Genomic DNA, 20034 nt, shown 5'->3' with positions numbered 1-20034 from the left:
CGACAGGCGCGTGCGCGGCCTGGTCGGCGCGGGTGGCTTCGGCTTCTTCCGCGGCCGAACCGACCGACGAGAACTCGCCCGTCGCCGTCCAGGCGGCAAAGCCGATCAGAACCGCGATCGCGGCCAGCTTGTGGAACCTCAACTTCGCCATACCGTGTCCGAAATGCTGCGGGCAGTCTCATGGGCGGTGCCGCATCTGCCGCCGGATATTCAAGGACGTTGCGGCCCGATCTACGCCGACAGCAGCAAAAACTGCTTCATTGGCCGCGCCGGACGCTCAATATCCGAGTTCTGGTCTGCAAAGAAGGCGGAATGATTGCAGTCTTCATCATTGGCTGAGCTTATGATGAATCCCCCGATGCTTGCATTCCGCCATCCGCTTACTGCGCGGTCCAGCCGCCATCCACGGAGATGGTGGTGCCGGTAATCTGCGCAGCGGCATCCGAACACAGAAACACAGCCGTGCCCCCGATCTGTTCGACGGTCACGAACTGCTTGCTCGGCTGCTTCTGCAAAACGATGTCGCGCACGACCTCTTCCTTGCGAAGATGCGAATGGGTCGCTGCCAAGTCGTCGATCTGCTTTTCGACCAGCGGCGTGCGCACGAAGCCGGGGCAGATCGCGTTGCAGGTGATGCCGCTGCCGGCAAGCTCCAGCGCCACCGTTTTGGTGAAGCCGACAATGCCATGCTTGGCCGCCACATAGGCCGACTTGAAGGGCGACGCACGCAGCCCATGCGCCGAAGCGATGTTGACGATGCGCCCCTCGCCCGCCGCCTTCATCAGCGGAATGGCTTTAGCCGATGTGTGGAAGGCGGACGACAGGTTGATCGCGATGATCGCATCCCAGCACTCTTCCGGAAACTCTTCGACTGGCGCCACGAACTGGATCCCGGCATTGTTCACCAGCACGTCCAGCCGCCCGAAAGCCTGATGCGCGCGGTCCACCAGCGCCCGGCACTCCGCGGGCTTCGACATGTCAGCAGCCAGATAGATCACGCGCACGCCCGCTTGCTGTGCGATCTCCTCGGCCAGCGCATGATCCTCCGCGCGGTCGGTGAAGGAGTTCAGCGCGATGTCATAGCCGGCCGCTGCCAGCTGACGCGCGATCGCCAGCCCTATTCCCGAATTCGATCCCGTCACGAGTGCGGCCTTGACCATGCTTTTTCCTCCCAAGCTGAAAGTGTTTTCAGTGAGCAACCATGCTGCGATGATCCGCGCCGCCCCGCAATCCCTTGCGGCAAAGGGCGCACAGCGTCGCGGCTTCTAACAATCACGTGACCTTTGCAGGGTGAAACAGGCCTTGTTCTTGACTTTCTAAACCATCATATTCCGCAAAGGCATGCTGGACGTCTCGCCAGCGGCGCCTCGGTTGATCCGCAACCGGACCCCGACGAGACAGAAGCAATAGAGGAAACAATGGCTGATATGCGTAATTATCAGACCCGCCCTGCCGGTTACGGTACGCAGGCCGATGCCGGTATCGACCAGGGTCTGCGCAGCTACATGCTGCGCGTTTACAATCTCATGGCACTGGGTCTTGCCATCACCGGCGTCGCCGCTTTGGCGATGGTGATGCTGACCACGACCAATGATCCGTCGCTGGCTGCGGCAACCCTGCCGAACGGCAAGATGCTGACCTCGCTTGGCGTCGCCGTTTATGGTTCGCCGCTGCGCTGGGTCGTGATGCTGGCACCGCTTGCCGTCGTGTTCTTCCTGTCGTTCCGCATCGACAAGATGTCGACCGGTGCGGCACAGGCGACCTTCTGGGGCTATGCGGCTCTGGTCGGCGTTTCTCTGTCCTCGATCTTCCTGGTCTACACGACCGGCAGCATCGTCCAGACCTTTTTCATCACGGCTGCCTCGTTCGGCGCGCTGTCGCTGTTCGGCTACACCACCAAGCGTGACCTCAGCGGCATGGGCTCGTTCCTGTTCATGGGCCTGATCGGCCTGATGATCGCGATGGTCGTCAACATCTTCCTGGGTTCGGGTATGCTGCAGTTCGTCATTTCGGCGGCTGGCGTCCTGATCTTTGCAGGCCTCACCGCCTATGACACCCAGCAGATCAAGGAAATGTACTGGGAAGGCGACGACACGCTGGTTGCCGGTCGCAAGGCGATCATGGGCGCGCTGCGTCTCTACCTCGACTTCATCAACATGTTCACGTTCCTGCTGCAGTTCATGGGCAACCGCGACTAAGCAGAAGCGAACATCGATCTTGAGAAGCCCCGGCATTGCCGGGGCTTTTCGTTTTATGGAGCGTCCGGAGGTTCTTTTTGCAGCAAACTGCTGAATGTGAGAACATCTTGCCTGTCGCGATGGCAAAATGAAGCGTAGGTCTGGGAGCAATCGTCCTGGCCCTGCGTTTTTAATGCCCGCGCGCGGACTGCTGGAGTTACCTCACATGCCCGTTTCTCATCACGCTTCAGGCGCGGCCCGCCCGGTCGTCGCCAAACCGTTCTATGCAAGCTTCGGCTTCCAGGTCATCGCCGCCATGGTGATCGGCATCCTGCTCGGCCTCCTTGCCCGCAACATGGGCAACAATCCGGCCGGCGATCCGAACTGGCTGGCGCAGACCCTGTCGACCATCGGCTCGATCTTCGTGCAACTGCTGCGCGCGCTCGTCCCGCCGTTGATCTTCACGGCAATCGTCGCCTCGATCAGCAATCTGCGCCAGTTGTCCAATGCGGCAGCGCTGGTCTGGCAAACACTGCTCTGGTTCGCCATCACGGCGCTGATTGCCGTGGTGATCGGCATTGCGCTCGGCCTCATCATCCAGCCCGGCCTCAACACGCAGATCGCCGCTGAAGCCGCCAAGGCTCCGTCTTCCACCGGTTCGTGGATCGACTTCCTCAAGGGCTTGGTTCCCGCCAACATCCTCGGCCTTCAGGCCTCCACCAAGATCACGGATGGCAGCGCCACCACGTCGCTGAACTTCAACGTGTTGCAGATCCTGGTCGTCTCGATCGCCGTCGGCGTTGCGGCGCTGAAAGTCGGCGATGCCGCCGAACCCTTCCTGGCCTTCAACCGCTCGCTGCTGGCGCTCACCCGCAAGATCCTGTGGTGGGTGATCCGTCTGACCCCGATCGGCACGATCGGCCTGCTCGGCAATGCGGTCGCGCAATATGGCTGGCAGACCCTGTCGCAGCTCGGCTGGTTCTCGGGCGCCGTTTATATCGGCCTCGCGATCGTGCTGTTCGTGGTTTACCCGGTGATCCTGACCCTGCACGGCCTGTCGCCGGCCCGCTTCTTTGCCGGTGCGTGGCCCGCCATTCAGCTGGCTTTCGTGTCGCGCTCCTCGATCGGCACCCTGCCGGTTACCGAAGCCGTCACAGAAAAGAGCCTGGGCGTGCCGCGCGAATATTCGGCCTTCGCGGTTCCGCTCGGCGCAACCACCAAGATGGACGGCTGCGCCGCGATCTATCCGGCCATCGCCGCGATCTTCGTTGCGCAGTTCTACGGCGTGCCGCTTTCGATCCAGGACTATTTCCTGATCGTCTTCGTGTCGGTGATCGGATCGGCCGCAACCGCCGGCCTGACCGGTGCGGTGGTGATGCTGACGCTGACGCTCTCCACGCTCGGCCTGCCGCTTGCCGGCGTCGGCCTGCTTTTGGCGGTCGATCCGATCCTCGACATGGGCCGCACCGCCGTCAACGTCGCCGGCCAGGCGCTGATCCCCACCATCGTGTCGAAGCGCGCCGGAATCCTCAACCAGGCGCAATATGACAATGCCGGTGGTATTGACGCGCTGGACACGGATGCGGCACCACAGCCGGCGTAAGATCTTCGGGACGGCCGTTCATCGCGGCCGTCCCGGCTTCTACGCTGGGAGGGGACCATCGTTGCACAGCCTGAAACCACCATCCGCCCACTAACGGCGGCGGATGTCGACGCCTACCGCGCGCTTCGCCTGGAAGCGCTCAATGACAGCCCGGAAGCCTTCAGCGCCAGTCCGGTCGATGAATCGACCCTGCGCGACGAAGACATGGCCGCACGCTGCGCACCTGCACTGCCCGGCCTCACGCTCGGCGCCTTCCAAAATGAAACCCTGATCGGCATGGCCGCTTACATCCCGAATGGGGGTATGAAGACGCGCCACAAGGCCAAGATGGTCAGCGTTTATCTCAAGCCGGATTGGCGCAAGAGCGGCCTCGGCAGGGCCTTGGTCGAAGGCATCATCGCCCATGCGCGCGAGCAGCAGGTCATCCTGCAATGCAATGCCACCATGCACAACCTCCCCGCCCGCCGGCTTTACCATGCACTCGGCTTCGTGCCCTTCGGCGTGGAACGCGACGCCATGGTGATCGACGGCCAAGGTTTCGATGAAGAATTGCTGATGTTGGATTTGCGGCAGGAGGCTTCGGCGCAGTAAAAAGCTGATGCGCGGAAATGCCCGGACCAGCGGCGAGCATAAGAAACAAAGTTTGCGTTGAGTGCGGAAATTCCGTATAGATCGAGTCATGGCGGCGGATAGGTTCGATCCCATCAAGGACGCGGGTAATCGTGAGAAGCACAACCTGCCGCTCGCTTTCGGCGACAGGATTTTCGAAGACGTTGACCACCTGCTTATCCCTTCGGTCCGTGAGATCGACGGCGAGGAGCGCTTCAAGGTGATTGGAGTTGTCGGAGAGAAGCTGTTCACCGGCGTCTTTGTCTGGCGGGGAGACCTTCCTCGCTTCATCTCGGTGAGAAGGAGCAACAAGGGTGAAGAAAGAGCCTATAACGCTTAAGGCTGAGCCGACCGACGCTGAAGATTTCGACGTAACAGCCGAGGCGTTGGAGCGAGGCCAGCGTGCCCGCTTGATCCGCACAACAAGGACGGGGCTTGGCCTGTCACAGTCTGAGTTCGCCAATCGCTTCCGGGTTCCGGTCGGTACGCTGCGCGATTGGGAGCAGGCGCGAACAACCGCGCCGGATTTCGCTATCGCCTATGTGCGCGTGATCGGCCAACATCCGGACATGGTGGCGAAGGCAGTCGCATAGCTGCTTTGGACAGAGCATAGTTCCCAGTGGAAAAGAGACGACAGTCTCGTCTTTAACGAAGCAACGGAAATGCCGGCAGAAAGGCTTGGCTGGCTGGAATGGAAGCCCTCTTTGAAGAAATCGGTCATCCGACCGTCGTGCCGTTCCCGGTCTTGGCCGCCCGCATATTGCTGGCCGCGATCCTCGGCGCCGTTATTGGCTTCGAGCGGGAATGGCGCAACCATTCGGCGGGCTTGCGCACCCACATTATGGTTTGTGTCGCCGCCGCGGTGTTCGGCATCCTCACCGTCGAGATCACGCTGTCTCCGGTGTTTGCCAACGCGCCGGTGCAGGTTGATCCGATCCGCGCCGTGGAAGCAGTCACGGCCGGCGTCGCCTTTCTCGCAGCCGGACTGATCTGGGCCGGTCGCGGCAAGGTGCACGGCCTCACGACGGGTGCCGGCATGTGGCTCGCAGGCGCGATCGGTTTGTCCAGCGGTCTCGGTCTGTGGCAGATCGCACTGCTCGCCACCTTCGTCGCAATCGTGATCCTCAGCGTCATCAATTCGCTCAGCAAGACGATCAGCGGCGGTGACACGGATGAGCCGCAGGCCGTCACACAAAATGATCAGCCCTCGCCTTCCCGGGACGCCTCGAAGCCGAAAATGTGAAAGAGCGCAAAGGAGGCTCGCGATTGCCGAGCCTCCCGAAGCTTGCTATGAGCCAGTCCATGGAAGCGCTGTTCGGCAAACCCGCCTATCGCCGTTTCACCCTGCAGGACCGCAAGCGTCTGCCGGGCCGCTTCTTTGCGCATGTCTGCGGCGCCTCCACGGCCCGACTTATCTAGGTCGACATCCGTCGCCAGAGCCCTCCGGGGCATCCAGCCATTCCAGATTTTCCACGGATCACGACCATGAGCGCACCGCGCACCCTGTACGACAAGATCTTTGACGACCACATCGTCGACCGCCAGGACGATGGCACCTGCCTGCTTTATATCGACCGTCACCTCGTCCACGAAGTGACGAGCCCGCAGGCTTTCGAGGGCCTGCGCATGACCGGTCGCAAGGTTCGCCATCCCGAAAGAACGCTGGCCGTCGTCGACCACAACGTGTCCACCTCGCCCGAGCGCAAGTTCGGTATCAAGAACGAGGAAAGCCGCATCCAGGTCGAGGCGCTGGCCCGCAACACCGCCGAGTTCGGCGTGGAATATTACGATGCCGTCGATGTCCGACAGGGCATCGTCCACATCGTCGGCCCGGAACAAGGCTTCACCCTGCCCGGCATGACCATCGTGTGCGGCGACAGCCACACCTCCACGCATGGCGCCTTCGGTGCTCTGGCGCATGGCATCGGCACCTCTGAGGTCGAGCATGTGCTCGCCACCCAGACGCTGATCCAGAAGAAGGCCAAGAACATGCTGGTGCGCGTCGACGGGCAGCTGCCCGAAGGCGTCACCGCCAAGGATATCATCCTGGCTATTATCGGCGAGATCGGCACGGCCGGCGGCACCGGCTACGTCATCGAATATGCAGGCGAAGCGATCCGCGCGCTGTCGATGGAAGGCCGCATGACCATCTGCAACATGTCGATCGAAGGCGGCGCCCGCGCCGGCCTCATCGCGCCGGACGAAACAACCTTCGCTTACGTGAAGGACAAGCCCCGTGCGCCGAAGGGTGCGAACTGGGACAAGGCCGTCGAATACTGGTCGACCCTGCAATCGGACGAAGGCGCGCATTTCGACAAGGTCGTGGTGCTTAACGCCGCCGCCCTGCCGCCGATTGTGTCCTGGGGCTCTTCGCCTGAGGACGTCGTGTCGGTTGAAGGCGTCGTGCCGAACCCGGCCGAGATCGCCGATGAGAACAAGCGGACCTCCAAAGAGCGCGCGCTCCAATATATGGGCCTGACCGCCGGCACCAAGATCACCGACATCACGCTCGACCGCGTTTTCATCGGTTCCTGCACCAATGGCCGCATCGAGGATCTGCGCGAAGTCGCCAAGGTCGTCGAAGGCCGTAAGGTCAACCCGAAGGTGAGCGCCATGATCGTTCCGGGCTCGGGTCTCGTAAAGGAACAGGCGGAAGCCGAGGGTCTCGACAAGATCTTCGTGGAAGCCGGTTTTGATTGGCGCGAGCCGGGCTGCTCCATGTGCCTCGCCATGAACGACGATCGCCTCAGCCCCTATGAGCGTTGCGCCTCGACCTCGAACCGCAATTTCGAGGGTCGTCAGGGCTTCAAGGGTCGCACCCATCTGGTGTCGCCGGCCATGGCGGCGGCTGCCGCGATCGCCGGTCACTTCGTGGACATCCGCACCTTCAACTAAGGTCGATCATCCGCCATATCGTAAAAAGAGCGCCCAAGTGGCGCTCTTTTTGTTCGTTCTGTGCTGCTACTTGGTGCTTTCGTCGCGCCTGATGAGTTCATGGAAGCTGTCGCGCTGGCCCGGCACATCCTCCGACACTACCAGCGCCAGCTCGGCTTCGTCGAACAGCTTGAACCACTCGTCCCACTCCACCAACTCGATGCCGCCAGCGTTGACAGGACGCTCCGCCTGATCCGTGTCGAGATAGGCCTGCTGGTCGAACACCAGGCGCAGCATCGGCTGCGTGCCGGAGGCCGGCGAGATATCCACAACAGCTGGAGACCCCATCCGCGCCGCCGCCCAGTCTCGAATCGCTTCGTGATCGGTGAGAGTGATCGTATCGGCCATGCCTACGCTCCTTGTTTTCGTTGGTTTTTTAGGTGGCACATTCATGCCTCGCACCACAATGCACGGCTTCCGGTCGCGGTTCCGGAATGGCAGGAGGCAGTATTCCCATTAACCAACTCTTTTCCGCGGCACGATAAAGAGGACCAAACGGAACCCAGCGATGAGCGGCGGCGGCTTCATCCTTATTATCAACCTGTCAGTTGCGGTCCTTGTGGCCGGGGCTTTCCTGTTCATGGCCGCCTATGACAACAAGGCCACAGCACCGCGCTGGCTGGTTCTCAGCTGCGTTCTGGCGATCAGCTATGTCGGTCTGGAATTCGCGGTCGATCTGATCCCGGACGCCGAGTTCTTGGTTGTCGCGACCTATATGAGCCTTGCTTTCGGCCTCGCCTGCCTCACGGTGGGTCTGGCCCGCACCTACCACCAGCCTGTTCCCTCTTTCTGGATCGTCGGCCTGCTGTTCGTGGCGCTGGGAACGATCCTGATCCATGACGGCACGCCGCGGCTCTCCATGCTGCCGATGGTCTTGTACCAGCTGCCTTATGCGCTGTTGCAGGGGCTGGCGGCGATCGTCGTGCTGCGCAGTTCGCAAAAGACAGCGCTCGATTACGGCCTTCTCACGGTGGTGTCCGCTACCGCAGCGCACTTCCTCGCCAAGCCGTTGATTGCTCTATGGATCGGCAATATCGGCGAAACGCCGAGCGCTTACATTTCCACCTCTTATGCGATCGTATCGCAGACGCTGAGCGCCATCTTCTTTCTCGCAATGGGCTTGATGATCATCATGGTCATGATGCGCAACACGCTTGGCGTCATGATGGTGAAGTCCGAAACCGATCCGCTGTCCGGCGTGCTCAACCGGCGCGGCTTCGAGGAACGCGCCGCACCGCTTCTGCATGTCTATCAGGGCTCGCGCGTGCCGCTTGCCATGATCCTGTGCGACCTCGACCACTTCAAGTCGGTCAACGATACTTACGGCCACGCCACCGGCGATCTGGTGATCGCGGGCTTTGCGCGCCAACTGACGCTCGCATCCAATGCGGGCCAGATCGTCGGGCGGGTCGGCGGCGAGGAATTTGCCATTCTCTATCCCGGCGCCAATCTGCCGATGGCCCGCATCTACGCGGAAGGCCTGCGCGGCAGCTTCGCCGCCCTCAGCATCCCCGGCGCGCCGCCCGGACGCACCTTCACCGCGAGCTTCGGTGTGGCGGAACTCCAGAAAGGTGAAACCGTCCACGCGCTGATGGCGCGGGCGGATACCGCCCTTTACCTCGCCAAAACGGCGGGACGCGATTGCGTGCGCATCGCACCGGCCGTGGTGGATGGCGAGCAGGATCAAACGAATTTTTTACAGCACGGTTGATCCGTCGGCAGGATAGGCGGCTCAGTTCTGAACGGCAGCCAGCGTTTGCGCGCCGTTGACGAGCTTGTAGTCTTTGCGCTCTTCCGGCGAGAGGTAGTAGAGGGCCTGCGGCGGCGTATCGAGCGCATGCAGCCACAAAGCCGTATCCACGCCCATCTCGGTCAAATATCGGCTGATCCGCGCCGTGGTTGCCTGAGCACTGGAAAGTGCTGCGGCGGCATCATCGGAACTGCCGGGCGCCGCATAGAACTGATGCAGGCCGATCGCCGCCTTTGAACCGGCCGAACGTTCAACGCCACCGGCAAACATCAAAGGGCAGGACGAGGCACAAAGCGCGCCATCCGGGATTTGCGTGACAAAACCATGCTTTCGGATCAGCCGCCCCATGGCCATCGCATCTTCCAGCGAGCCGCCTGGAGAGTTGATCACCACTGTCTTCAAGACGTCGCCTTGGTCCTTCACTTCGTTGGCGAACGCTTCCGCGCTGCCTTCGACGATGCGGCCGGTCAGGGTCAAACGCCCGCCATCTTCCAGCGCAAACCGCATATCGCCATCAAGCAAGGCTTCATCGGTGGTGACGTCGCGGCGCGGATCGCTGCGGCTGTCAGAACCCGCATCCCTTACATCAGGCAAAGCCACATCGCTTTTGCCAAAGAGCGGCCAGAAGGCAGGCGAAATCAGGCCCCGCTGGGCAGCGACATCGCGCAGGTCCATTGCGAGCACGACGATCGCACCGATAAGCAGGCCGCGCAGCGCCCAACGAACCGCCTCGCCAGCATCGAACCGGCTAAGATAGCGCAGCACCGGACTGCGCTCGCGAAGCGGCGCGCGATAGATGTCCTGTCGGCGAAGACCGAACGTGTTCATTGTCCAGCCCTGCACTGCCACGAACGCGGCGCGCGCGAACCCGCGGAACGCGTCGCGCGCTTCTCCATTTGCTGAGAACAAGCCATGCCGAAAACCCAGATCGCCAGCTGCCGAAGCAGTACCCCGGGAAGTATGTTAACCGTTTTTTAACCAAAGTCACCCGCGCGGATGCGAGACTTGCTGGCGCGATTGACACACATGGTCACTTTGAGGATCACAGACCGATGACCCAGATGCCGACGACCGACATCGCGCCGCTGCAATTCCGCGATGCTTCGGAGCTAGCGCCGCTTCTTGCCGCCTATGCGCAGGCCCTGACGCGCGGCGCGCCGCGGCGGCCAGACAGCTATTATGCGGAAATGCTTCTGCAGGATCGCTCGGCGGAGGTGCTAGGCGCCCGGATCGACGACAGGCTGATCGGCTTCATGATCTTCACCGATCTGCCGGAGCCGGTATCCGGCATGCGCTACGGCATGGCTGACCATATCTTCGTGGATCAGGATTTCCGCGGCCAGGGTATCGCCAAGGCCATGGTCGATGTTCTTGCAGACTTCGGCCACGAACGAGGCTGGCGATACCTCATCCTCAATGCGCCGCGGCAACCGGAAGACGGCCGCAAGCTCTATGAGCAGGTGGCGGCCCCGGCCGACTGGACGAGCTACATCATCGACTTCAGCGCAAGGTAACCTCCAGCACCCCCGTTCGGCGTTGATCACCAATCACGGCGGCGGTAATCCTGCCGTTGATGGAAACGAATCAGAAGACCGGACGCCTCGTCCGGAACACGGTGGCCCTGATTGCCTTGGCGATCCTGGCCGCCGCCTGCGTCGCGTCGGAAACGACCAACAATGCGAATACGGGCGGAGCCGAAGGCACCGCCGCACAACCGCGTATGGCGACCTATAGCTGCGGCGAAGACGGCTCCATCACAGTTGAAAACCTGGGCAGTGCCGTGCGGGTTCAGGGCACGGATGGCGCGTCCATCGACCTGCCCGCTGCCCCACCGACGCAGAATGCGCGATTCGGCGGCTCCAACCAGGCCATCGTTCTGGAAGATGGCGAAGCGCTCTACATGGTTGCCGGCAAGCCGACATTGAGCTGCAAACGCTCCTGACAGGTCAAACACCTGCCTAATCGATTGAACGGACAGCAAAAACCTGGTCCGCCGATCAACCGACGCTAGATTCAAGTCAAACACCTGTTTGGGGCTTTGACGCGCTGCAAAAAGCTGATTAAGAGACCCGCAGCCAATGTCGCAATCCGTAGGGCCGGCGCCGGTTTTGTTCCGGCCAACACGGGTCCGAGCCGGGGGAGCCATGAGCCGATCAACTGTCGCGTCCAGACGGCCGCTTTCACCGCATTTCACCATCTATCGCTGGCCGATCACGATGACGCTGTCGATTGCGCATCGCGTTTCCGGCGGCGCGCTGTACTTCGGCACGCTTCTGGTTGCCTGGTGGCTGGTCGCCGCGGCAACATCGCCGGACTGGTTCGACACGGCCAATGCCGTGATGGGATCGATCTTCGGAAAGCTCGTCCTGCTCGGCTTCACCTGGGCGATGTTCCTGCATGCGGTTGGCGGCGTTCGACACATGCTGTGGGACACCGGCATTGCCATGGAAAAGCATGTGTCGCGGCAAACGTCCTGGGCCTCGCTGATCGCATCCGTTGTTCTGACCGCGCTGACCTGGGTCGCGCTTTATCTGGTGCTTTGACATGGCAGACATGCGTACGCCCCTGAACAGGGTTCGCGGCCTCGGCTCCACCAAGAGCGGCACCAGCCATTTCTGGGCTGTGCGTGTGACCTCCGCAGCCCTTTTTCCATTGTCGCTCTTCGTGATCGGTCTGGTTGTTTCTCTGGCCGGCAGCAGCTTCACCGAAGTCCGCGCAACGCTCGGCCAGCCGCTCGTCTGGGTGCCGGTGATGCTGTTTATCCTGATTAGCCTGGAGCATATGCGCTTGGGCATGCAGGAAGTCGTTTCCGACTACATCCACAGCGAACTGCTCAAGGTCACGCTGATGATGCTCAACAGCTTCTTCGTGGTGCTGGTGGGCGGAATTTGCGTGTTTTCTCTTCTCAAAATCGCATTCGGAGGCTGACGCGGCAATGGCGACAGCACAAACTGCTCCTGCTTATCAGTTCGTCGATCACAAGTTCGACGTGGTTGTGGTCGGTGCCGGCGGCGCCGGTCTTCGCGCCACGCTGGGCATGGCCGAACAGGGCCTGAAGACCGCTTGCATCACCAAGGTCTTCCCGACCCGATCGCACACGGTTGCAGCCCAGGGCGGTATCGCCGCCTCGCTGCAGAACATGGGCGCCGACAGCTGGAAGTGGCACCTGTTCGACACAGTGAAGGGCTCCGACTGGCTCGGCGATGTCGACGCCATGGAATATCTGACCCGTGAAGCGCCGGCCGCCGTTTACGAGCTGGAGCATTACGGCGTGCCCTTCTCGCGCACCGAAGAAGGCAAGATCTATCAGCGCCCCTTCGGCGGCCACATGATGAACTATGGCGACGGTCCGCCCGTGCAGCGCACTTGCGCCGCCGCCGACCGCACCGGCCACGCCATCCTGCACACGCTGTATGGCCAGTCGATCAAGCACAACGCGCAGTTCTTTATCGAATATTTCGCGCTCGACCTGATCATGGATCCGGACGGCACCTGCACGGGCGTGATCGCCTGGAACCTGGATGACGGCACGATCCACCGCTTCTCCGCCAAGATGGTGGTGCTGGCGACCGGTGGTTATGGCCGCGCATATTTCTCGGCCACTTCCGCACATACCTGCACCGGCGACGGCGGCGGCATGGTCGCACGCGCCGGCTTGCCTCTGCAGGACATGGAATTTGTGCAGTTCCATCCGACCGGCATCTATGGCGCGGGCTGCCTGATTACCGAAGGCGCACGCGGCGAAGGCGGTTATCTCGTCAACTCCGAAGGCGAGCGCTTCATGGAGCGCTATGCTCCATCGGCCAAGGATCTGGCCTCGCGCGACGTGGTTTCCCGCTGCATGACGCTGGAAATCCGCGATGGCCGCGGCGTCGGCAAGAACAAGGACCACATCTTCCTGCATCTCGACCATCTTGATCCGGCCGTGCTGCATGAGCGTCTGCCGGGCATTTCCGAGAGCGCGAAGATCTTTGCCGGCGTGGATGTCACGAAGGAGCCGATCCCGGTTCTGCCGACCGTTCACTACAATATGGGCGGCATTCCCACGAACTATTGGGGCGAGGTGCTGAGCCCGACGCCGGAAGAACCGGACCGCGTGACGCCCGGCCTGATGGCCGTGGGTGAGGCCGGCTGCGCTTCCGTCCACGGCGCCAATCGCCTCGGCTCCAACTCGTTGATCGATCTCGTTGTGTTCGGTCGCGCCGCAGCGATCCGCGCCGGCCAGGTGATCGACCGCGAAGCGCCGATCCTCTCGCCGAACCAAGCCTCGGTCGACAAGATCATGGCCCGCTTCGACCGCCTGCGTTACGCCAATGGCTCTTCGCCGACGGCCAAGCTGCGTGAAAAGATGCAGCGCGCCATGCAGGAAGACGCCGCCGTGTTCCGCACGCAAGAGTCGCTCGAAAATGGCTGTCAGCGCATTTCCGCCATCTGGAAGGAACTGCCGGACATCAAGGTCAGCGACCGTTCGATGATCTGGAATTCCGATCTGGTGGAAACGCTGGAGTTGGAAAACCTCATGGCCAACGCCATATGCACGGTCTATGGCGCCGAAGCCCGCAAGGAAAGCCGCGGCGCCCATGCACGCGAAGACTTCTCTTCACGCGACGACGTCAACTGGCGCGTTCACACGCTGTCGCATCTCGATCCTGACGGCACCGTCACCCTGTCCTACCGCCCGGTTCACACCGAACCGCTGCTGAAGGAAGAAGACGGCGGCATCAGCCTCGCCAAGATCGCGCCCAAGGCGCGCGTCTATTGATCGGAGAAGGTCATGGTTGAACTCACCCTTCCCAAGAACTCGAAGATCCGCACGGGCAAGACCTGGCCGAAGCCGGACGGCGCGACCAATCTGCGCGAATACAAGATCTATCGCTGGTCGCCGGATGACGGCGAGACGCCGTCGATCGATACCTATTTCGTTGATACCGACGATTGCGGCCCGATGGTTCTGGATGCGCTGTTGTGGATCAAGGACAAGGTCGATCCGACCCTGACGCTGCGCCGTTCCTGCCGCGAGGGCATTTGCGGCTCCTGCGCCATGAACATCGATGGCACGAACACGCTGGCCTGCACCAAGGGGTCCGACGACATTTCAGGTGCCGTGAAGATCTATCCGCTGCCGCATATGCCGGTGGTCAAGGATCTCGTGCCGGATCTGACGGTTCCTTACGCGCAACTCACCTCGATCGAGCCTTACCTCAAGACGGTCTCGCCCGAGCCCGCCAAGGAATGGTTGCAAAGCCATGAGGACCGCCAGAAGCTTGACGGTCTCTACGAGTGCATCCTGTGCTTCTGCTGCCAGACCTCATGCCCGAGCTATTGGTGGAACGGCGACCGCTATCTCGGCCCCGCCGTGCTCCTGCAGGCCTATCGCTGGCTGATCGACTCCAGAGACGAGGCGACCGGCGAGCGCCTCGACAATCTCGAGGACCCATTTCGCCTGTATCGCTGCCATACCATCATGAACTGCGCGCAAACCTGCCCCAAGGGTCTCAATCCCGCCAAGGCGATTGCCGAAATCAAGAAGATGATGGTCGAACGCCACGTTTGACCGGCTTGATTGCCGGCAGGCCCCGAGATGATGCAGCGCCGGCATAGTCCGGCGCTTTTCAGTTCCGGCGGCATCTGCTAGGGAGTGCCGTAACAACGGGTACGCTCTCCGTAAACGAAGGGAGTTTCATCATGGACAAGTTTACCAAGCTGACGGGCGTCGCTGCACCGCTGCCGATCGTCAATGTCGACACGGACATGATCATCCCCAAGGACTACCTCAAGACTATCGAACGCACCGGCCTGAAGAAGGGCCTGTTCGCTGAAATGCGCTTCAACGAGGACGGTTCGGAAAACCCGGACTTCGTGCTGAACAAGCCAGCCTATCGCAGCGCGCAGATCCTGGTCGCCGGCGACAATTTCGGCTGCGGCTCCTCGCGCGAGCATGCGCCGTGGGCCTTGCTCGATTTCGGCATTCGCTGCGTGATTTCCACCAGCTTCGCCGACATCTTCTACAACAACTGCTTCAAGAACGGCATTCTGCCGATCACCGTCAGCCCGGATAACCTGGAAAAGCTGCTGGACGACGCCTCGCGCGGCGCCAATGCTACGCTGACGATCGACCTCGAAGCCAAGACGATCAGCGGCCCGGATGGCGGCACGATCACCTTCGACCTCGACGACTTCAAGCGCTACTGCCTGCTGAACGGCTTGGACGACATCGGCCTGACGCTGGAAAAGGCGTCTTCGATCTCGGCATTTGAGCAGCAGAACGCTGCCGCACGTCCCTGGGCTTGAGGCGCTAAGGCTATTCGATCAGGCGCAGCCCAAGATGCTGCGCCATCGGCTTGAAATCACGGTCCTCGGTGAGGAGTGCGTAGCCGCGATTGATGCAATAGGTTGCGATCATCACATCGATGGGTGAGCGGATCGTGATGCCGCGTTGGCGCAAATGCCGGTAGTTGCGCGCAGCCTGCCTCGCAGCTTCCATGCCCAGCATGTCGTCGGTATCGAAGCGTCGCAACAGCCGTTCAGTCCGGTCAGCCTCTAATTCTGTTTTGCATCCCTGCAGGACCTCTGCAAGAACGAGGTCACCAACGATAATCTCCGTTGGTTCAAGCTCTTGCATCAGAACCATCGTGCTTCTCGTAGACTTCCTCCGGATCAAATTGATCCAGACCGAGCTGTCGACGACGATCACGTCTCGTCGTCTTCATGAAAGCCGTACTCCGGCTGAGCGCCACGCCGCATCGTATCTATATCGCCTTCCCAATCAGGCACAGAACCCCAGAGTTCATCGAGGGTCTGTTTTAGATGTTTGTGACGTACAAGCTCCCTCAGCCCAGCCTCAACGGCCGCCTTCTTCGTGGGAAAGCCACCTGCTTTCATAGCTTCAGCCATCAAGGCATCGTCTATGTCGATGTTGGTCCGCACAGCCGCACCTCATGTGTATAGATCACGACACATATACACACAAACGCGTCCGAACTCAAGTCTGGCTCATCGAAGTTCCCTTGCATCACTCACTATCGCCCATTAGCAAACAGGCAGCATTTCACGAGAGCCGAGGACTTCTCCCATGACGCACAAGCTTCTTCTTCTCGCCGGCGACGGCATCGGTCCCGAGGCCATGGCCGAGGTCAAGAAGCTCATTGCCGTCATGAACGAAAACGGCGCTTCGTTTCAAACGGAAGAAGGCCTGGTCGGCGGCTGCGCTTATGATGCGCATGGTGCCGCCATCTCGGACGCGGATATGGCGAAGGCGACAGCTGCCGATGCCGTTCTGTTTGGCGCGGTCGGCGGACCGAAGTGGGATGGCGTGCCCTATGATGTGCGCCCGGAAGCCGGCCTTTTGCGGCTGCGCAAGGATCTCGAACTGTTTGCCAATCTGCGCCCGGCGATCTGCTATCCTGCGTTGGCCTCTTCCTCGTCGCTGAAGCAGGAAGTCATCGAGGGTCTCGACATCCTGATCCTGCGCGAACTCACCGGCGGCGTTTATTTTGGAGAGCCCAAGCAGATCACCGATCTCGGCAACGGTCAGAAGCGTGCGGTCGATACGCAGGTCTACGACACCTATGAGATCGAGCGCATCGCGGCCATGGCCTTCGAACTGGCTCGCACGCGCAAGAACCATGTAACGTCCATGGAAAAGCGCAACGTCATGAAGTCGGGCGTGTTGTGGAACGAGGTCGTGACAGCCACCCACAAGGGCTACAGCGACGTGAAGCTCGACCACATGCTGGCCGATGCCGGCGGCATGCAGCTGGTGCGCTGGCCCAAGCAGTTCGATGTGATCGTGACCGACAATCTGTTCGGCGACATGCTGTCGGACGTGGCCGCGATGCTGACAGGCTCGCTTGGCATGCTGCCTTCCGCTTCGCTCGGCGCACCGGACGCCAAGACCGGCAAGCGCAAGGCGTTGTATGAGCCCGTGCATGGCTCTGCCCCCGATATTGCCGGAAAGGGCATCGCCAATCCGATCGCCATGATCGCGTCCTTCGCGATGTGCCTTCGCTATTCCTTCGACATGGTGGCCGAAGCCGATCGCCTGGAAGCCGCCATCGCCGCCGTGCTGGCAGACGGTATGCGCACCAAGGACATCCTGTCCGACGGCATGCGCGAGGTCGGCACGGTTGAAATGGGCGACGCGATCATCGCGAAGTACCGCGAAGCGGCCTGATCGAACCCATCATCGAATAAACCAAAAGGCCGCCCGAACCCGGGCGGCCTTTCTTTTCCAGTGAGATCCGTACCGGTCTTATCCGCGTCGGGAAAAGAACGAAGCCAACCGCGGTGCGGCGGGTGCATCCTGAAGCCTCGGCACAACCACCATGTGGGTGATCTCGCCACGCTTGAAGGCTGCCAGAAACTGCGGGTAATTCTTGAACACGACGCAGCCGCTGGAGTCGCCGGGCACGCGTAGCAGGTAAGTGTGGGCGAGGAGGCCGGTGCGGCCCTTTGGAGCTTTGCCGTCGATTGGGTTGAGCCGGATGGCCTCTACGCCATGGAAGCGGGTTTCGCGCATGGTGAGCTTGTAGGTTGATGCGGGCGTGGCCCCGCGCATCTTCACATGCGTGTAGTTCGGATTGTCACGCATGGCGCCGCGGCCGGAATGCGCTTCGAGCTTCTCGCCGTTGGGCATGTGAACCACACCCGCACTGATATCGTAGATGGCGGTCTTGCGGCCGACATCCGGCCAAGGGATCGCAGCGGACTTGGCCGCAGGCCGCTCAATGGGACTGTCGGGCCGCGCATAGGCGAGGGTCGGAACGACTTCGCCGCGTTTGTCAGGAATAACAGGCGCAATCACGCTTTTGCGCGCAATTGCCGGCCGCCAGGACGGAACGAGGCCGAGGTCGGGAAGGTCGTCCGTTTCCAAGGAAGCGAGAACCGTGTTGTTGTTGTCTGCCGCATCTTCGGCTTCCGCCTCCTGATCGGTCTCGGCCGCCAGCATCTTCGCCTTGGCGGACTTGGCGAGTGACGCCATCTGCACCGGCGCCGGGGCGGCATCCACAGGCGGCGTTGCCACAGGGGCGACCGCAGCCTGTGCGATCTGCGCGGCTTTTGCCTCGGCAGCCTGCTGACTTGCCTTTACCAGCGAAGCGAACTGCTCGCCGGTGATCGATCCTGCGGCCTTTTTTGCCGGAACGAAGCGTGTCTCGAACGCACTGGCAACCTGACGCTGTTCGCCGCGCTCGGCAGCATCGCGCGCCCAGGCCTCACGAACGAAGTCTGGCGCACGCAAAGCGCCTTCCGTTTGTCCGGGGCGAGAGGATTTCACCGTCTTTGCTGCCGATTGGGCAGTTCCACCGGCAAACAGAGGCCGAACCGAAACCGGCTTGCTTTCGGGCTGGGCTGCCAGATGCACGGAAACAGCCAATCCACCGCCCCACGCCGCCAGTATACCGAGGAACAGGCTACCAGCCAGAAGCGGACCGGAACGAGAAATCCGGGACGATGCGGAACGCGACCGAGGCCGGTCTGACGCAGACAAGCATTTACGCATAAACAAGCCCCTATACGATCACGCATCGACCAGAAGCCACACCCTGAAAGCTGGCTGCGCTCTGTGATGGGATGATCATGAAGGAATTCGGTAACCAAACTCTTTAACTTACCTCATACTGTAACGAGAGTTTGTGGCGGCATCTCCAGCGGGTTAGAACCACTGCGACACGAGATGCCTACCGCCGGAGTCCAGATGCAGCCGATCTACATCACCTATCTCAACCGCTTCGACATCGAAGCCGCCGCCTTGAGCGATGCAGAGATTCTGGCCGCCATCGAAGAAAGTCTGGCCATGCAGGGGCGTCGCGAAACCGAGATCGAACCGCGTGTCCACTTAGAGCCGCGCGCGGGCGTTGAAGGGCATTTCAACGTCCTACGGGGCTGGATCGGCGGCGAGATCGATGCGGCGGGCGTGAAGGTCGTCGGCGATTTCGTCGACAACTACAAGCAAGGGCTGCCGTCGGAGTTCGGCATCCTCAACCTGTTCGATCCCCGCACCGGCATGCCGCGCGCGATCCTCGATGCCAGCGGTATCACCGATATGCGCACCGGGGCAGTGACCGCGATCGGCGCGAAATACCTGGCGCGCAAGAATTCGAAAGTTCTGGGCCATATCGGCGCGCGCGGCACGGCCTATTGGAACGTACGGCTGCTCGATAGCCTGTTCGACTTCGAGGTGATCCGGGTTCATTCCCGCCGACCGGAAAGTCGCAACGCCTTTGCCGAACGCTTGAGGCGAGACCTCAACAAGGAGGTCATCGTCACCGAGGACTGGCAATCCTGCATCGAAGGCGCCGACATCGTGGTGGAAGCCTCGCGGTTGAGCGAGCCGACGCCGATGCTGAAGACCGAGTGGATCAAGCCCGGCGCACTTGTAGTGCCTTATGGCACGATGAGCGCTGTGGAATTGTCGCTGACCGACATCATGGCGAAGCTCGTGGTGGATGATTGGGGCCAGTGCAAGGGCGGCAAGTTCGGCTCGCTGCGCGCTCATGTGGAAGCCGGCAAACTGTCAGAACAAACGCTGCATGCCGAGCTCGGGCAGATCGTGGCGGGGCTGAAGCCCGGCCGTGAAAGCGAGACCGAAACCAACCTGTTCTGGCATCGCGGCCTGTCCTTGTCGGATATCGCGCTCGGCCACGCCTTCCTGAAGAAGGCGGAAAGCATCGGCGCCGGGCACCGGCTGCGCTACGCGTGACGCCCGCCGCCTTCGTTCTGGGTGAGCGTCGGCTGACACTTGCCGACATCACCGCCGCCGCACGCAAGCCGGTGCAGATCGCGCTTGATGCCGGGGTGCGCGAGCGAATGATCGCAGCGCGCAGCGTGGTGGACCGCCATCTACGCGACGGGATTGCGGTTTATGGTCTGAACACTGGTCTTGGCGGCAATATCGGCCATCGCATCGACCAGGACGCGGTGGCGGACTTTCAGGCGCAGATGGTGCGTGCGCGAGTGGCGGG

At 61.6% G+C, this 20034-nt stretch carries 25 protein-coding genes and 1 pseudogene; 19 read left to right on the top strand and 7 right to left on the bottom strand.

What is annotated here, in order from left to right:
- Positions 1–151, bottom strand: a pseudogene (locus RTX98_RS14120) (efflux transporter periplasmic adaptor subunit); the annotation flags it as partial.
- A gap of 229 nt (positions 152–380) precedes the next feature.
- Positions 381–1160, bottom strand: a complete 780-nt coding sequence (locus RTX98_RS14115) for a 3-hydroxybutyrate dehydrogenase (protein ID WP_312797367.1) — start codon at positions 1158–1160, stop codon at positions 381–383.
- Positions 1161–1418: 258 nt separating this feature from the next.
- On the opposite strand from RTX98_RS14115, the gene RTX98_RS14110 reads away from it, so the two are divergent.
- The 8 genes from RTX98_RS14110 to leuC all read left to right on the top strand — a co-directional run bounded on the left by RTX98_RS14110 (position 1419) and on the right by leuC (position 7284).
- Positions 1419–2198 carry a Bax inhibitor-1/YccA family protein gene (locus RTX98_RS14110; RefSeq protein ID WP_312797365.1) on the top strand — a complete coding sequence of 260 codons (780 nt, stop codon included), beginning with the start codon at positions 1419–1421 and terminating at the stop codon, positions 2196–2198.
- Between the two features lie 205 nt (positions 2199–2403).
- Positions 2404–3780, top strand: coding sequence for a dicarboxylate/amino acid:cation symporter (locus tag RTX98_RS14105; RefSeq protein ID WP_312797363.1), 1377 nt, complete (start codon positions 2404–2406; stop codon positions 3778–3780).
- A gap of 57 nt (positions 3781–3837) precedes the next feature.
- Positions 3838–4371 (top strand): GNAT family N-acetyltransferase, encoded by a 534-nt coding sequence (locus RTX98_RS14100; protein WP_312797368.1) that lies wholly within the window; start codon positions 3838–3840, stop codon positions 4369–4371.
- An 88-nt stretch (positions 4372–4459) separates the two neighbouring features.
- Positions 4460–4729 (top strand): BrnT family toxin, encoded by a 270-nt coding sequence (locus tag RTX98_RS14095; RefSeq protein ID WP_312797361.1) that lies wholly within the window; start codon positions 4460–4462, stop codon positions 4727–4729.
- Positions 4704–4982 (top strand): helix-turn-helix domain-containing protein, encoded by a 279-nt coding sequence (locus tag RTX98_RS14090; protein ID WP_312797359.1) that lies wholly within the window; start codon positions 4704–4706, stop codon positions 4980–4982. The genes RTX98_RS14095 and RTX98_RS14090 overlap by 26 nt, the downstream gene beginning before the upstream one ends.
- A gap of 98 nt (positions 4983–5080) precedes the next feature.
- Positions 5081–5632 carry an MgtC/SapB family protein gene (locus RTX98_RS14085; RefSeq protein ID WP_312797358.1) on the top strand — a complete coding sequence of 184 codons (552 nt, stop codon included), beginning with the start codon at positions 5081–5083 and terminating at the stop codon, positions 5630–5632.
- 23 nt (positions 5633–5655) lie between these two features.
- Complete coding sequence (locus RTX98_RS14080) at positions 5656–5808, top strand: hypothetical protein (protein ID WP_312797369.1); 153 nt, start codon at positions 5656–5658, stop codon at positions 5806–5808.
- Between the two features lie 66 nt (positions 5809–5874).
- Positions 5875–7284, top strand: coding sequence for a 3-isopropylmalate dehydratase large subunit (leuC, locus tag RTX98_RS14075; RefSeq protein ID WP_312797357.1), 1410 nt, complete (start codon positions 5875–5877; stop codon positions 7282–7284).
- A 66-nt stretch (positions 7285–7350) separates the two neighbouring features.
- Here leuC and RTX98_RS14070 read toward each other — a convergent pair whose 3' ends face one another.
- Positions 7351–7671: a hypothetical protein gene (locus RTX98_RS14070; RefSeq protein ID WP_312797356.1), complete on the bottom strand. Its 321-nt coding sequence runs from the start codon at positions 7669–7671 to the stop codon at positions 7351–7353.
- A gap of 160 nt (positions 7672–7831) precedes the next feature.
- Between RTX98_RS14070 and RTX98_RS14065 the strand changes: the two genes are divergently transcribed.
- Complete coding sequence (locus RTX98_RS14065) at positions 7832–9034, top strand: GGDEF domain-containing protein (protein ID WP_312797355.1); 1203 nt, start codon at positions 7832–7834, stop codon at positions 9032–9034.
- A 21-nt stretch (positions 9035–9055) separates the two neighbouring features.
- On the opposite strand, the gene RTX98_RS14060 is transcribed toward RTX98_RS14065, so the two are convergent.
- Positions 9056–9901, bottom strand: coding sequence for a hypothetical protein (locus tag RTX98_RS14060; RefSeq protein ID WP_312797354.1), 846 nt, complete (start codon positions 9899–9901; stop codon positions 9056–9058).
- Positions 9902–10125: 224 nt separating this feature from the next.
- Here RTX98_RS14060 and RTX98_RS14055 point away from each other — a divergent pair, with 224 nt between their 5' ends.
- The 7 genes from RTX98_RS14055 (at position 10126) to leuD (ending at position 15364) form a co-directional block, all read left to right on the top strand.
- On the top strand, positions 10126–10587 hold the full coding sequence (locus RTX98_RS14055; protein ID WP_312797353.1) for a GNAT family N-acetyltransferase: 462 nt from the start codon (positions 10126–10128) through the stop codon (positions 10585–10587).
- Between the two features lie 59 nt (positions 10588–10646).
- Positions 10647–11015, top strand: a complete 369-nt coding sequence (locus RTX98_RS14050; protein WP_312797352.1) for a hypothetical protein — start codon at positions 10647–10649, stop codon at positions 11013–11015.
- A 202-nt stretch (positions 11016–11217) separates the two neighbouring features.
- Positions 11218–11616 carry a succinate dehydrogenase, cytochrome b556 subunit gene (sdhC, locus tag RTX98_RS14045; RefSeq protein WP_312797351.1) on the top strand — a complete coding sequence of 133 codons (399 nt, stop codon included), beginning with the start codon at positions 11218–11220 and terminating at the stop codon, positions 11614–11616.
- A 1-nt stretch (position 11617) separates the two neighbouring features.
- Entirely contained in the window at positions 11618–12001 is a 384-nt protein-coding gene (gene sdhD, locus RTX98_RS14040; RefSeq protein WP_312797350.1) for a succinate dehydrogenase, hydrophobic membrane anchor protein, read from the top strand.
- 7 nt (positions 12002–12008) lie between these two features.
- Positions 12009–13835 (top strand): succinate dehydrogenase flavoprotein subunit, encoded by a 1827-nt coding sequence (sdhA, locus tag RTX98_RS14035; protein WP_312797349.1) that lies wholly within the window; start codon positions 12009–12011, stop codon positions 13833–13835.
- A gap of 12 nt (positions 13836–13847) precedes the next feature.
- A complete protein-coding gene (locus tag RTX98_RS14030) occupies positions 13848–14627 on the top strand; it encodes a succinate dehydrogenase iron-sulfur subunit (RefSeq protein WP_312797347.1) in 780 nt (259 codons plus the stop codon).
- Positions 14628–14758: 131 nt separating this feature from the next.
- On the top strand, positions 14759–15364 hold the full coding sequence (gene leuD, locus RTX98_RS14025) for a 3-isopropylmalate dehydratase small subunit (protein ID WP_312797345.1): 606 nt from the start codon (positions 14759–14761) through the stop codon (positions 15362–15364).
- Between the two features lie 10 nt (positions 15365–15374).
- Here leuD and RTX98_RS14020 read toward each other — a convergent pair whose 3' ends face one another.
- Positions 15375–15767, bottom strand: a complete 393-nt coding sequence (locus RTX98_RS14020; RefSeq protein ID WP_312797343.1) for a PIN domain nuclease — start codon at positions 15765–15767, stop codon at positions 15375–15377.
- Positions 15764–16000 (bottom strand): type II toxin-antitoxin system VapB family antitoxin, encoded by a 237-nt coding sequence (locus tag RTX98_RS14015; RefSeq protein WP_312797341.1) that lies wholly within the window; start codon positions 15998–16000, stop codon positions 15764–15766. Before RTX98_RS14015 ends, RTX98_RS14020 begins: the two co-directional genes overlap by 4 nt.
- A gap of 145 nt (positions 16001–16145) precedes the next feature.
- On the opposite strand from RTX98_RS14015, the gene leuB reads away from it, so the two are divergent.
- A complete protein-coding gene (leuB, locus tag RTX98_RS14010) occupies positions 16146–17246 on the top strand; it encodes a 3-isopropylmalate dehydrogenase (RefSeq protein ID WP_312797339.1) in 1101 nt (366 codons plus the stop codon).
- A gap of 78 nt (positions 17247–17324) precedes the next feature.
- Here the strand turns inward: leuB and RTX98_RS14005 are convergent, their stop codons facing one another.
- On the bottom strand, positions 17325–18446 hold the full coding sequence (locus RTX98_RS14005) for a DUF2778 domain-containing protein (protein WP_312797338.1): 1122 nt from the start codon (positions 18444–18446) through the stop codon (positions 17325–17327).
- Positions 18447–18767: 321 nt separating this feature from the next.
- On the opposite strand from RTX98_RS14005, the gene RTX98_RS14000 reads away from it, so the two are divergent.
- The gene (locus RTX98_RS14000) at positions 18768–19772 is read left to right on the top strand and encodes an ornithine cyclodeaminase family protein (RefSeq protein ID WP_312797337.1); all 1005 of its coding nucleotides are present in this window, start codon (positions 18768–18770) and stop codon (positions 19770–19772) included.
- Positions 19769–20034: aromatic amino acid lyase (locus tag RTX98_RS13995; RefSeq protein ID WP_312797335.1), on the top strand; the 266-nt coding region annotated here is incomplete at its 3' end. The genes RTX98_RS14000 and RTX98_RS13995, both read left to right, overlap by 4 nt.

The organism is Tianweitania sp. (genome assembly GCF_032053605.1).
Taxonomy (GTDB): domain Bacteria; phylum Pseudomonadota; class Alphaproteobacteria; order Rhizobiales; family Rhizobiaceae; genus Tianweitania.
Note: the sequence above shows the minus strand (reverse complement) of the source record. Positions and strands in the feature narration are given on the sequence as shown.